Source organism: Mycobacterium sp. NGS56 (assembly GCF_059812425.1).
Window position 1 is genome coordinate 565771 of the sequence record NZ_JCALCQ010000003.1, and the last position, 13055, is coordinate 578825.

Annotated in this window: 13 protein-coding genes and 1 tRNA gene; 8 read left to right on the plus strand and 6 right to left on the minus strand. The window is 65.9% G+C overall.

The genetic code is table 11. From position 1 onward, the window contains the following. Positions 1–13 precede the first annotated feature (13 nt). Complete coding sequence (locus AC5Y4F_RS12810; RefSeq protein WP_067937587.1) at positions 14–409, plus strand: VOC family protein; 396 nt, start codon at positions 14–16, stop codon at positions 407–409. A 5-nt stretch (positions 410–414) separates the two neighbouring features. Here the strand turns inward: AC5Y4F_RS12810 and AC5Y4F_RS12815 are convergent, their stop codons facing one another. Continuing rightward, positions 415–1533, minus strand: a complete 1119-nt coding sequence (locus AC5Y4F_RS12815; RefSeq protein ID WP_499997027.1) for an epoxide hydrolase family protein — start codon at positions 1531–1533, stop codon at positions 415–417. A gap of 87 nt (positions 1534–1620) precedes the next feature. After that, a complete protein-coding gene (locus tag AC5Y4F_RS12820) occupies positions 1621–2577 on the minus strand; it encodes a redoxin domain-containing protein (protein WP_499997028.1) in 957 nt (318 codons plus the stop codon). Between the two features lie 136 nt (positions 2578–2713). Here AC5Y4F_RS12820 and AC5Y4F_RS12825 point away from each other — a divergent pair, with 136 nt between their 5' ends. After that, entirely contained in the window at positions 2714–3043 is a 330-nt protein-coding gene (locus AC5Y4F_RS12825; RefSeq protein WP_499997029.1) for a DUF732 domain-containing protein, read from the plus strand. Between the two features lie 105 nt (positions 3044–3148). Here AC5Y4F_RS12825 and AC5Y4F_RS12830 read toward each other — a convergent pair. The 4 genes from AC5Y4F_RS12830 to AC5Y4F_RS12845 all read right to left on the minus strand — a co-directional run bounded on the left by AC5Y4F_RS12830 (position 3149) and on the right by AC5Y4F_RS12845 (position 4836). Further along, positions 3149–3223, minus strand: a tRNA-Val gene (locus tag AC5Y4F_RS12830). A 58-nt stretch (positions 3224–3281) separates the two neighbouring features. Beyond that, the gene (locus AC5Y4F_RS12835) at positions 3282–3743 is read right to left on the minus strand and encodes a peroxiredoxin (RefSeq protein WP_067937595.1); all 462 of its coding nucleotides are present in this window, start codon (positions 3741–3743) and stop codon (positions 3282–3284) included. After that, positions 3743–4165, minus strand: coding sequence for a DUF3052 domain-containing protein (locus AC5Y4F_RS12840; RefSeq protein WP_067937598.1), 423 nt, complete (start codon positions 4163–4165; stop codon positions 3743–3745). Before AC5Y4F_RS12840 ends, AC5Y4F_RS12835 begins: the two co-directional genes overlap by 1 nt. Before the next feature lie 83 nt (positions 4166–4248). Beyond that, the gene (locus AC5Y4F_RS12845) at positions 4249–4836 is read right to left on the minus strand and encodes an Rv2240c family protein (RefSeq protein ID WP_067937657.1); all 588 of its coding nucleotides are present in this window, start codon (positions 4834–4836) and stop codon (positions 4249–4251) included. 184 nt (positions 4837–5020) lie between these two features. Between AC5Y4F_RS12845 and aceE the strand changes: the two genes are divergently transcribed. From aceE to kasB, 6 genes are all read left to right on the plus strand, one after another. Beyond that, positions 5021–7810: a pyruvate dehydrogenase (acetyl-transferring), homodimeric type gene (gene aceE, locus AC5Y4F_RS12850; RefSeq protein WP_499997031.1), complete on the plus strand. Its 2790-nt coding sequence runs from the start codon at positions 5021–5023 to the stop codon at positions 7808–7810. 164 nt (positions 7811–7974) lie between these two features. After that, a complete protein-coding gene (locus tag AC5Y4F_RS12855) occupies positions 7975–9345 on the plus strand; it encodes a PucR family transcriptional regulator (RefSeq protein ID WP_067937600.1) in 1371 nt (456 codons plus the stop codon). A gap of 94 nt (positions 9346–9439) precedes the next feature. Then, the gene (locus AC5Y4F_RS12860; RefSeq protein ID WP_499997033.1) at positions 9440–10348 is read left to right on the plus strand and encodes an ACP S-malonyltransferase; all 909 of its coding nucleotides are present in this window, start codon (positions 9440–9442) and stop codon (positions 10346–10348) included. A gap of 87 nt (positions 10349–10435) precedes the next feature. Then, positions 10436–10783, plus strand: a complete 348-nt coding sequence (gene acpM, locus AC5Y4F_RS12865) for a meromycolate extension acyl carrier protein AcpM (RefSeq protein WP_066960905.1) — start codon at positions 10436–10438, stop codon at positions 10781–10783. Continuing rightward, on the plus strand, positions 10780–12030 hold the full coding sequence (gene kasA, locus AC5Y4F_RS12870) for a 3-oxoacyl-ACP synthase KasA (RefSeq protein WP_067937604.1): 1251 nt from the start codon (positions 10780–10782) through the stop codon (positions 12028–12030). The genes acpM and kasA overlap by 4 nt, the downstream gene beginning before the upstream one ends. Positions 12031–12111: 81 nt before the next feature. Beyond that, the coding region (gene kasB / locus AC5Y4F_RS12875) for a 3-oxoacyl-ACP synthase KasB (RefSeq protein WP_499997034.1) at positions 12112–13055 on the plus strand (944 nt) is incomplete at its 3' end.

The following is a 13055-nucleotide window of genomic DNA, read 5'->3' on the forward strand; positions in this document are numbered from 1 at the left end:
AGCGTGGCAAGGCATGACCTTTCCAGCGCTCAACCACGTCGCGGTCACGGTGCGCGACCTCGACATCAGCGGCCCGTGGTATCGCAATCTGCTGGGCGCCGACCCGATCCTCGATGAGCACACCGGCGCCGGATTTCACCATCAGGTGTGGATGCTCGACGGGGGCACGATATTCGGCATCCATCAGCACGACCACCCGGCACCCGACGAAGAGTTCAGCGAGCATCGCGTCGGGCTCGATCATGTCGGCTTCGGTTGCGCCAGCCGCGCCGAGCTCGAGAACTGGGTCACCCGGTTGGGCGAACTGGACATCGAGCACGGCGGCATTGTGGATGCGCCGTACGGCTCGGGCTTGAGTTTTCGCGACCCCGACGGTATCGCCTTGGAGTTCTTCGCCCCGCCCGGCTGATCGGCTCAGCGCACCGTCGCGAAGAACGCACGGAGGTCCTGGACGAACAGCTCCGGTTGTTCGAATGCGGCGAAATGCCCGCCGTGCGGCATGTCCGTCCAGTGGGTGATGTTGTAGACCGGCTCGCACCAGCTACGTGGCGCCTTGAGCAGCTCCCCAGGGAAAGCCGCTACGCCCGTTGGCAATTCGACACGGTCGCCGCCACCCCACACGGCGAAGCTCTCCCAGTACAGTCGCGCCGACGACGCGGCGGTGTTGGTCACCCAGTACACCATCACGTTGTCGAGCAGCTCGTCGCGGCTGACGGCGTTTTCGGGGTGCCCGTCGCAATCGGCCCAGTCCCAGAACTTTTCGACGATCCAGGCCAGCTGTCCCACAGGCGAATCGGCCAGGCCGTAGCCCAGCGTTTGCGGGCGGGTCGACTGCTGCTTGGAATAGCCGGTGCCCCACTTGCGGTGGTTGGCCAATCCGGCCAGCGCTCGTTGCTCCTCGTCTGTCGGGTTCGTCAGCGAGTCCTTGGTGGGCCGCCCGACCGGCATGTTCAGGTGGATGGCCACGCAGTGGCCGACGTTACGGCCGATCTGTGTCGTGACGGCGGCGCCCCAGTCGCCGCCCTGGGCGCCGTAGCGGTCGTACCCCAAACGCAGCATGAGCGTTTCCCATGTCTCGGCGATCTTTTCCACACCCCAGCCGGTGTTCGTGGGTTTTCCGGAGAACCCGTATCCCGGAAGCGACGGACATACGACGTGAAAGGCGTCCTCGGCGCGTCCCGAGGCGGGGTTGGTCAACGGCTCGATCACCTTGTGGAACTCCACGATCGAACCGGGCCAGCCGTGCGTGATCACGAGCGGGAAGGCGTCGTCATGCGGCGACCGCTGATGGATGAAATGGATGTCCAGACCGTCGATTTCGGTGGTGAACTGATCGAAACGGTTGAGCGCGGCCTCCCGCGCTCGCCAGTCGTAGTCGGTGGCCCAGTAGTCGGCCAGCTTGCGCGTGTAGGCCAACGGCACGCCCTGGCTCCAGTCGTCCACGCACTCGGCCTCCGGCCAACGCGTACGGGCCAGCCGCGATCGTAGATCGTCGAGAACGTCGTCAGGAACGTCGATGCGGAACGGTTTCACGCGTTCATACTGCTCCCGGCCGCGCGACCAACGGCACGCACCCCGGCGCGTCGGCCCTAGGCTTTCGTCGAGGCGGCGTCCGGCCCGTCAGAGTGCTCGTAGGCCACTGAGGGTTCTGCCTATCAGTTCACGTCGTTCGTCGATCGTCATCGAGTCACCGAGGGGTGTGTGCACCCGCAGATAACCCTGTGTCACCAGTTCGCCGACCAGAAACCGCGTCGCACCGAGCGGCAGGGACAGACGGGCGGCGATCTCTGCGACCGATGGGCTCTGCACGCAATACGTCAGGATCTGGCCCCGCACATCGTTTCTCGGCCAGCGCGGTGGCTTCGATGTGGTGTTAAGCGCTTCGACCGGAGCCTCGAGTGCCAATTCGACGCCAGCGTCGGTACGGCCTCCCGTCAGCGCGTACGGCCGGACCAGGCTCGGCTCGTTCGCGGTTTCCCGTTCTGTGCCATCGTCCTCAGGCGCGTCGGAATGTTTCCCCCCGGCATGTGGCGAACTATGCGGTCCCATGTGGTGCTGCAGGAACCACAAGGCCTGGTCGGCGTGCACCGATGCGCGCAGCTCGCTGGAGACCACCTTGAGTACGGTGCGATCGGTGTCGATGACGAATGTGGTCCGTCTGACCGGTAGCAGCCGGGCCAGCAGGCCACGGCGCCGGGCGTGCCGGCCACGCCGGGCCTCGTCACGGGAGACGACGGATCGACGCAGCTTGGCGAACCTGCCTCGGCGCACCCCGAACAGCTCGGACACGACGCCGTCCGCGTCGGAGAGCAACGGATAGTCGAACGAGCGTTGTTGGGCGAAGTGGGCCTGCCTGTCGACGGTGTCGGTGCTGATGCCCACGCGCTGGGCGCCCACCGTGACGAATTCATTGCTGAGGTCCCGGAAATGACAGGCCTGGGCAGTGCAGATCGGTGAGGACGCTAATGGGAAGAAAAACAGCACAACCGGCCCGTCGGCAAGGAGCTCGGACAGCGCCCGGGGCCGACCGGTGTGATCAAACAGAGTGAAGTCAGGCGCCTTCTCGCCCGCGATCATCGGCAAAGAGTAACGCCGGGAAAGCTCGGCGCGAAGCACACTCGGATAATTCGGTATGTCAACGGGAGGTTGACGATTGTTACAAATTGTTTCGTCAGACGCGAATGGCCCACGCGTCTGGGACGATTTCGAATTTATGAAGCTCGTTCTGACTATTTCCAGTGTGGCCGTCGTGATTGGTTTGGGGGCGCCCGCGCACGCCGATGACACCGACGACGCGTTCCTCGCATCGCTGAACTCCGCCGGCTTCACCTATAACGACCCGGCGCAGGTTATTCAGTCGGCCCATTACGTGTGCTCGGCGGCGAGCGGCGGCACGGCGATGGCGGATATCGCGAAGGCGATGACATCCAAAGCAGCCGCACTGACCGAGGAGAAGGCGGAGAAATTCACCGCCATCGCGGCCAGCGCCTATTGTCCGGACGCGATCTCGTCGACCACCACGACGACGGCCGCCAGTTCCTAAGCGAGCGATTCTGCTCGGTCTTGCCGCCGCGCGCGATCGCCATGCTCCAGCGCGGCGTAGTCCGGATCCGCAAACGCGAAATCGATATTTAACTTGCGTTTTCGTTGGTGGGCGCGGACGGTATCGAACCGCCGACCGCTGGTGTGTAAAACCAGAGCTCTACCACTGAGCTACGCGCCCGTTGCCCCGGGCAGGCTACCCGTCCGAAGGCCAAGTTCCCAAAATCATCCAGCCCCTCTCAGCCCCGCAATGCCGCCAGGGCATCGGTCCAGAGCCGCTGGTCGCGGGACTCGCCGGGCTGTTTCATCTCGGCGAAGCGGATGACCCCGGATCGATCGACGACGAACGTCCCGCGGTTGGAGTAGCCGGCGTCCTCGTTGAACACCCCGTAGCTCTTGCTGACCGCGCCATGAGGCCAGAAGTCCGACAGAAGCGGAAACGTGAAGCCGCTGTCCAGCGACCACACCCGGTGCGTGGGCGGCGGTCCCACCGAGATCGCCAGCGCCGCGCTGTCGTCGTTTTCGAACTCGGGCAGGTGGTCGCGCAACTGGTCCAGCTCGCCCTGGCAGATCCCAGTGAATGCCAGCGGGAAGAACACCAGCAGCACGTTCTTGGCGTCCCTATAGGAGCTCAGCGTGACGCGCTGTTGGTTCTGGTCGCGCAAAGTGAAATCCGGGGCGGCTGTGCCGACGGAAAGCATCAACGCTTCCCGGCGCGGGATTTGGGCTGCACCAACCGGCTGGCGCTCCAGTCCCCCAGGTTGACCGACGAGGTGGGCATCAAACCTGCGGTGGGGGCAGACTCCGCGATTTCGGCCGGCAATACGTGTCCGGGCTTGCCGGTTTTGGGCGTCAGCACCCAGATCACGCCGTCCTCGGCCAGTGGGCCGATCGCATCCATCAACGTGTCCACCAGGTCGCCGTCACCGTCTCGCCACCACAGCAGCACGACGTCGACTACCTCGTCGGTGTCTTCGTCGAGCAAGTCGCTGCCGCAGGCTTCCTCTACCGCGGCGCGGATCTCGTCATCGGTGTCTTCGTCCCAGCCCCACTCCTGGACAACCTGGTCCCGTTGGATGCCCAATTTGCGGGCGTAGCTCGGGGCGTGATCCGCCGCGACCACCGTGGAGCCTCCTTAACGTCCGCGCGCTATGCGATTGGGCATTATCGTCGCACAGCCAGAACCTGGTCCATACTCCCGCATCATCACGTTGCCAGGCACAGTTTCACCGCGTTCTTTTTCGTGTCATTGAGTTGGTCGACCCGCTTGTTGAATTCGCCGGTGCCGGCGTGGGTGCCGATGGCGTTCGCCACCGCCCGGGCGGCGTCGATGTAGGCGTTGAAGGCGTCTTTGATCTGCTGCGACATCGCATCGCTGAAGCTGTTGGCCACCGTGGTGGCGCTGTCGTTGAGGGCGTCGATGGCCGGCCCTTCGGTCGGGCCGGTGCCGCCGCCGGCGTTGAACGCCTTCACGAACTCGTTGGTCTTGTCGATCGCGTTCTTGCTGGTGGTGATCAGCGTGGCGCAGGCGGTGCGCACCGCCTTGGTGGTCAGCGATTGTTGCCGCTGGGATTCCCGGACGCTCGAGGTTACCGACGACGCGGACACCGACGCGGACACCGACTGCCGGTAGGCCGGCGCCACCTTGGTGTCGGGCGTCGCCGTGCCGTTGGTGACAGAGGTGCACCCGACGATGCCCATCAGCGCCACCGCGACACAACCCAGCGCCAACGCCCCGCGCCGGGGCAAAGCCTTCACCTGCGCCTCAGGGACGGCACCCCACCGGATGAGCACACGGCTGACGTTACCGGGTGGGTTGCGCGCCCGCCCCATACACGCCGAGTTGGGGTTCGCAGGCGAAGCTGCGTCGGGCTAGCCGACGGCGACTATCCGCGCGCCACACCAGTGCGGCACGATGGTGGGCAGGGTGCGAACCACCCATTACGGCACACATTCCGCCAACAACAGGAGTAGTGCGTTGACAACTGAGTTCGTGCGCCACGATCTGGCCACAAACCCCCACAGCGCAACCGAACCCGACCGCGTCCGGGTGATCCGCGAGGGGGTGGCTTCCTACCTACCCGACATCGATCCAGAAGAGACGTCGGAATGGCTGGAGTCCTTCGATGAACTGCTGGAGCGCTCCGGCCCGTCGCGGGCGCGTTACCTGATGCTGCGATTGCTGGAACGGGCCGGCGAGCAGCGCGTCGCCATCCCGTCGCTGACGTCCACCGATTACGTCAACACCATTCCGACCGAACTCGAGCCGTGGTTTCCCGGCGACGAGGATGTAGAACGGCGCTATCGCGCCTGGATCCGGTGGAACGCGGCGATCATGGTGCACCGCGCCCAGCGCCCGGGAGTCGGTGTGGGCGGCCACATTTCGACCTACGCCTCGTCGGCGGCGCTGTACGAGGTCGGGTTCAACCACTTCTTCCGCGGCAACTCGCACCCCGGCGGCGGTGACCAAATATTCATCCAGGGCCACGCGTCCCCGGGTATTTATGCCCGCGCCTTCCTGGAAGGCCGGTTGACCGCCGACCGCCTGGACGGCTTCCGGCAGGAACACAGCCACGCCGCCGGCGGACTGCCCTCCTACCCGCACCCGCGGCTGATGCCCGACTTCTGGGAATTTCCCACGGTCTCGATGGGCCTGGGTCCGCTCAATGCCATCTATCAGGCGCGGTTCAACCACTACCTGCACGACCGCGGCATCAAAGACACCTCCGATCAGCACGTGTGGTGCTTCCTGGGCGACGGCGAGATGGACGAGCCGGAAAGCCGCGGACTGCTGCACGTCGGCGCGCTCGAGGGATTGGACAACCTGACCTTCGTCGTCAACTGCAACCTGCAGCGCCTCGACGGCCCGGTGCGTGGCAACGGCAAGATCATCCAAGAACTCGAGTCGTTCTTCCGCGGCGCCGGCTGGAACGTCATCAAGGTGGTGTGGGGCCGTGAGTGGGACGCCCTGCTGCACGCCGACCGCGACGGCGCGCTGGTGAATCTGATGAACAGCACACCCGACGGCGACTACCAGACCTATAAGGCCAACGACGGTGCGTACGTGCGGGACCACTTCTTCGGCCGCGATCCGCGCACCAAGGCGCTCGTGGAGCACATGACGGATTCCGAGATCTGGAACCTCAAGCGCGGTGGCCACGACTACCGCAAGGTCTATGCCGCTTACCGGGCAGCCGTCGACCACAAAGGACAGCCGACGGTGATCCTGGCCAAGACCATCAAGGGCTACTCGCTTGGCGCGCACTTCCAGGGCCGCAATGCGACGCACCAGATGAAAAAGCTTGCGCTACAGGATCTCAAGGACTTCCGCGACGCTATCCGGATTCCGATCAGCGATGCCCAGCTGGAAGAGGATCCCTATTTGCCGCCTTACTACCACCCCGGCCCGGATGCCGAGGAGATCCGCTACATGGTCGATCGCCGACGCACCCTCGGGGGTTTCCTGCCCGAGCGGCGGACCAAGACGAAGGCGCTGCGACTGCCGGGCCGCGAAATCTACGCCGCGCTGAAGAAGGGGTCGGGAAATCAGGAGGTCGCCACCACCATGGCGACGGTGCGGACATTCAAGGAAGTGTTGCGGGACAAGGAAGTTGGACCGCGCATCGTGCCGATCATTCCCGACGAGGCGCGCACCTTCGGGATGGACTCGTGGTTCCCGTCGCTGAAGATCTATAACCGCAACGGGCAGCTGTACACCGCAGTGGATGCCGAGCTGATGCTGGCCTACAAGGAAAGCGAAGGCGGGCACATCCTGCACGAGGGCATCAACGAGGCCGGGTCGGTCGGATCGTTCATCGCCGCGGGCACGTCATATGCGACGCACAACGAGCCGATGATCCCGATCTACATCTTCTATTCGATGTTCGGCTTCCAGCGCACCGGCGACGGCCTGTGGGCCGCCGCCGACCAGATGACGCGCGGTTTCTTGCTCGGAGCCACCGCGGGGCGCACCACGCTGACCGGCGAGGGCCTGCAGCACGCCGACGGCCACTCGCTGCTGCTGGCCAGCACCAACCCGGCGGTGGTCGCCTACGACCCGGCTTTCGCCTACGAGATCGCCTACATCGTGGAGAGCGGCCTGGCCCGGATGTTCGGCGAGAACCCCGAGAACGTGTACTTCTACATCACCGTCTACAACGAGCCCTACGTCCAGCCGCCCGAGCCGGAGAATTTCGACCCCGAGGGCGTGTTGCGCGGCATCTACCGCTACCGCGCCGCGACCGAACAGCGGACCAATAAGGCGCAGATCCTGGTGTCCGGGGTGGCGATGCCTTCGGCGCTGAACGCCGCGGAGATGCTGGCCGAGGAGTGGGACGTCGCCGCCGACGTCTGGTCGGTGACCAGCTGGGGCGAGTTGAACCGCGACGGCGTTGCCGTCGACAGGGCGAGACTGCGCCATCCGGACCGGCCGGCCGACGTCCCGTACGTCACCCAGGTCCTGTCGACCACGAGCGGGCCGGTGGTCGCGGTCTCGGACTGGATGCGCGCGGTTCCCGAGCAGATCCGGCCCTGGGTTCCGGGCACCTACGTCACGCTGGGCACCGACGGGTTCGGCTTCTCCGACACCCGGCCGGCGGCGCGGCGGTACTTCAACACCGATGCCGAATCACAGGTGGTCGCTGTGCTGGAGGCGTTGGCACGGGACGGCGAGATCGACCCGTCGGTGCCGATCGCGGCGGCTCGCCAGTACAAGATCGACGACGTGTTGGCCGCGCCGGAGCAGACGTCCGACCCGGGCGTGGCCTGACGCCCGCCGCTTTCCCGCGAGTGTGCGGCCAGCCGCACAGCCGCCGCCGAGCGTGCGGCTGGCCGCACACTCGACCACGCCCAAGCCACGGCTTGGCGGGTTCTTAAGAGCGCCACGCGCCGCCTTTGGCGGAAACTTCTAGAAAAGACGCGTACGTTTTAGGGGTGAACGACAATCCCTTCGCCGGCCCGTTCGCCAAGCAGCCGCGATCGCCCCTGGAGCTGCTGGACACCGTGCCGGACTCCGTCCTGCGTCGCCTGAAGCAGTACTCCGGCCGGCTGGCCACCGAAGCGGTCTCGGTGATGGGCGATCGATTGCCGTTCTTCGGCGAGCTGGAAGCATCGCAGCGGGCCAGCATGGCGCTGGTGGTGCAGACTGCCATCAACAACTTCGCCGAGTGGATGCAGGACCCGCACAGCAACGTCAGCCACACCGCCCAGGCCTTCGAGCTGGTGCCCCAGGACCTCGCCCGCCGCATCGCCCTGCGCCACAGCGTGGACATGGCGCGAGTGACCATGGACTTCTTCGAGGAAGTGGTCCCGCTGCTGGCTCGCTCCGAAGAACAGCTGACCGCCCTGACCGTGGGCATCCTCAAGTACAGCCGCGACCTGGCGTTCACCGCGGCCACCGCCTACGCGAACGCGGCCGAGGCACGCGGGACCTGGGACAGCCGAATGGAAGCCAGCGTCGTCGACGCGGTGGTCCGCGGCGACACCGGCCCCGAGCTGCTGTCCCGCGCCGCGGCGCTGAACTGGGACACCACGGCCCCGGCGACCGTCGTGGTCGGCACCCCGGCCCCCGGCCGCGACGGGTCGACCGGCCCCGACGACAGCGAACGCGCAAGCCAGCACGTCCGCGATATCGCCGCGCAGCACGGGCGCGCGGCCCTCACCGACGTGCACGGCACCTGGTTGGTGGCGATCGTGTCCGGCCACTTGTCACCAACCGACAAATTCCTTAACGATCTGCTGGTGGCGTTCGCCGACGGCCCCGTGGTCGTCGGACCCACCGCACCCATGCTGACGGCGGCATTCCACAGCGCCAGCGAGGCGATATCCGGTATGAACGCCGTGGGTGGCTGGCGTGGGGCGCCGCGTCCGGTACTCGCGCGGGAACTGCTGCCCGAACGGGCCCTGATGGGCGACGCATCGGCGATCGTGGCGCTGCACACCGACGTGATGGGCCCGCTGGCCGACGCGGGTCCCACGCTGATCGAGACTCTTGACGCTTACTTAGATTGTGGCGGCGCGATTGAGGCGTGTGCCAGAAAGTTGTTCGTTCATCCAAACACCGTGCGCTACCGACTCAAGCGGATCACCGACTTCACGGGCCGCGATCCCATGCAGCCGCGCGATGCATATGTGCTGCGAGTAGCGGCGACGGTCGGCCAGCTCAACTACCCCACCAATCCGCCAAACGCCGTCAACAACCCCATGCCGGCGGTTCCGCTGCCGGTCAGAGGGGTTGCCGCGGGCCATGCGGGTGACAGTGACTCAGGCAACAGATCGCGGCACGATATCAAACCCATAGCTTAAAGAGCCGTTTTGTGGGGAGTTCACAAAAACCTAAGATGAGGTTCATAATCTGATACACCCGCCAAAACCGTTTCCACAGTGTTCTCTTAAACACGTGATTGCTTTGCTTGCGCCCGGACAGGGTTCGCAGACCGAGGGGATGCTCTCGCCATGGCTGGAGCTCGCCGGCGCCGCTGACCAGTTGGCGCTGTGGTCCAAGGCCAGTGGGCTCGACCTCGTGCGCCTGGGCACCACCGCGTCGACCGAAGAGATCACGGACACCGCGGTCACGCAGCCGCTGGTTGTCGCCGCCACGCTGCTGGCCCACCAGGAGCTGACCAGGCGCGGCCTGCTGTCGGACGCGGATCTGGTCGTCGCCGGCCACTCGGTCGGAGAGATCGCCGCCTACGCCATCGCGGGCGTGATCGCCGCCGACGACGCCGTCGCGCTGGCCGCCACTCGTGGCGCCGAGATGGCCAAGGCATGCGCCATCGAGCCCACCGGCATGTCGGCGGTGCTCGGTGGGGACGAGGGCGAAGTTCTGGCCCGGCTCGAGCAGCTTGACCTGTTCCCCGCCAACCGCAACGCCGCCGGGCAGATCGTCGCCGCCGGCTCGCTGACCGCGCTGGAGAAGCTGGCCGAGGACCCGCCGGAGAAGGCTCGGGTCCGTGCCCTGGGCGTGGCCGGAGCGTTCCACACCAAGTACATGGCGTCGGCGCTCGACGGCTACGCCGCCGCGGCGGCCGCCGTTGCGACGTCCGAGCCCACCGCCAAGCTGTTGTCGAACCGCGACGGCAAGCCGGTCGCGTCGGCGACCGCGGCGATGGAGGCGCTGGTCGCTCAGCTGACCCAGCCGGTGCGCTGGGATCTGTGCACCGCGACGCTGCGTGACCTGGAAGTCACTGCGGCCGTCGAATTTCCGCCTGCGGGAGCCCTCACAGGCATCGCCAAACGAGAACTTCGGGGGATCACGGCTCGCGCCGTCAAGTCGCCCGCAGACCTGGACGCTTTGGCCGAGCTCTAAAGCCAGCTCGACCAGTTGCACAACCAGTACAACCGCATAGCACGTCAATTCGCCTAACACACAACACATTACGAAGGGAAGCACGCTGTGGCTGTCAGCCAGGAAGAAATCATCGCCGGTATCGCCGAGATCATCGAAGAGGTAACCGGTATCGAGCCCTCCGAGGTCACCCCGGAGAAGTCCTTCGTCGACGACCTGGACATCGACTCGCTGTCGATGGTCGAGATCGCCGTGCAGACCGAGGACAAGTACGGCGTCAAGATCCCCGACGAGGACCTCGCCGGTCTGCGTACCGTCGGTGACGTCGTCTCCTACATCCAGAAGCTCGAGGAAGAGAACCCCGAGGCCGCCGAGGCGCTGCGCGCCAAGCTGGAGACCGAGAACCCCGACGCCGTTGCCAACGTCAAGGCGAGGCTGGAAGCGGACAGCAAGTGAGTAAGCCTTCCACTGCTAATGGCGGTTACCCCAACGTTGTGGTAACCGCCGTCTCGGCGACGACATCGATCGCGCCGGACATCGAGAGCACGTGGAAGGGTTTGTTGGCCGGCGAGAGCGGCATCCACGTCCTCGAAGACGAGTTCATCACCAAGTGGGACCTGCCCGTCAAGATCGGTGGACACCTCAAGGAGCCCATCGACGAACAGATGAGCAGGCTCGACTTGCGCCGCATGTCCTACGTGCAGCGGTTGGCCAAGCTGCTCAGCGGTCAGTTGTGGGAGGCCGCCGGCAGCCCGGAGGTCGATCCCGACCGGTTCTCGGTCGTGGTCGGCACCGGGCTCGGCGGCGCCGAAAGGATCGTGGAGAGCTACGACCTGATGAACGAGGGCGGGCCCCGCAAGGTGTCGCCGCTCGCGGTTCAGATGATCATGCCCAACGGCGCCGCGGCGGTGGTGGGTCTGCAGCTCGGCGCCCGCGCCGGGGTCATCACCCCGGTCTCGGCCTGCTCGTCGGGCTCGGAGGCAATCGCCCACGCCTGGCGTCAGATCGTCATGGGCGATGCCGACTTCGCCGTCTGCGGGGGTGTCGAGGGTCCCATCGAGGCGCTGCCCATCGCGGCGTTCTCGATGATGCGGGCCATGTCGACGCGCAACGATGAGCCCGAGCGCGCATCGCGGCCGTTCGACAAGGACCGCGACGGCTTCGTTTTCGGTGAAGCCGGTGCGCTGATGATCATCGAGACCGAAGAGCACGCCAAGGCCCGGGGTGCCAAGCCTCTGGCCCGGTTGATGGGTGCCGGCATCACCTCGGACGCGTTCCACATGGTGGCGCCGGCGGCGGACGGCGTCCGTGCAGGCCGGGCGATGACGAGGTCGCTCGAGCTGGCGGGGTTGTCCCCCAAGGACATTGACCACGTGAACGCGCACGGTACCGCGACGCCGATCGGCGACACCGCCGAGGCCAACGCCATTCGGGTCGCAGGCTGTCAGGAAGCGGCGGTGTACGCACCGAAGTCGGCTCTGGGCCACTCCATCGGAGCGGTCGGAGCTTTGGAATCTGTTCTCACGGTATTGAGCCTTCGGGATGGCGTGATACCGCCAACACTCAACTACGAAACACCCGATCCCGAGATCGACCTTGATGTTGTCGCGGGCGAACCTCGCTACGGCGAATTGCGCTATGCGATCAACAACTCGTTCGGGTTCGGTGGCCACAACGTGGCACTCGCCTTCGGGCGTTACTGAGGTACGGAGTCCGGCGACGACGCGGGCCGCAATCGGCCCGACGAGGAGTCGGACAGTTTGGAAGGAACGTTCGCAAGACCCATGACAGAGCTGGTTACCGGGAAAACGCTCCCGAACGTGGTCGTCACTGGCATCGCCATGACGACCGCGTTGGCTACCGATGCCGAGAACACTTGGAAGCTGTTGCTGGACAGCCAAAGTGGTATCCGCAAACTCGAGGATCCGTTCGTCGAGGAGTTCGACCTGCCGGTGCGCATCGGCGGGCATTTGCTGGAGGAATTCGACAGCCAAATGACCCGTATCGAGTTGCGCAGGACGGGCTACCTGCAGCGGATGTCCACCATTTTGGGCCGCCGCGTCTGGGAGAACGCCGGCTCCCCCGAGGTCGACAGCAACCGGCTGATGGTGTCCATCGGCACCGGCTTGGGTTCGTCGGAAGAGATGGTCTTCAGCTACGACGACATGCGCGCTCGTGGCATGAAGGCCGTTTCTCCGCTGGGCGTCCAGAAGTACATGCCCAACGGCGCATCGGCGGCGGTGGGATTGGAGCGGCATGCCAAAGCCGGCGTGATCACCCCGGTGTCGGCGTGCGCGTCGGGTTCCGAGGGCATCGCGCAGGCGTGGCGCAACATCGTGTTCGGCGAGGCCGACATCGCCATCTGCGGTGGCGTGGAGACCCGTATCGAGGCGGTGCCGATCGCGGCGTTCGCCCAGATGCGCATCGTGATGTCGACCAAGAACGACGACCCGGCCGGGGCGTGTCGCCCGTTCGACCGCGACCGGACCGGCTTCGTGTTCGGCGAGGCCGGCGCGCTCATGGTCATCGAGACCGAGGAACACGCCAAAGCACGCGGCGCCAACATCTTGGCCCGCATCATGGGCGCCAGCATCACTTCCGACGGCTATCACATGGTGGCCCCGGACCCCAACGGCGAACGCGCCGGCCACGCGATGAGCCGCGCCATCCAACTCGCCGGGCTCACGCCGTCCGACATCGGCCACGTCAACGCCCACGCCACCGGCAC

Bases quoted from the DNA above. Each gene is read 5' to 3' on its own strand.
- AC5Y4F_RS12810 (WP_067937587.1), top strand. From the start codon at position 14: ATGACCTTTCCAGCGCTCAACCACGTCGCGGTCACGGTGCGCGACCTC.
- AC5Y4F_RS12820 (WP_499997028.1), bottom strand. From the start codon at position 2,577: ATGATCGCGGGCGAGAAGGCGCCTGACTTCACTCTGTTTGATCACACC.
- AC5Y4F_RS12825 (WP_499997029.1), top strand. From the start codon at position 2,714: ATGAAGCTCGTTCTGACTATTTCCAGTGTGGCCGTCGTGATTGGTTTG.
- AC5Y4F_RS12835 (WP_067937595.1), bottom strand. From the start codon at position 3,743: ATGCTTTCCGTCGGCACAGCCGCCCCGGATTTCACTTTGCGCGACCAG.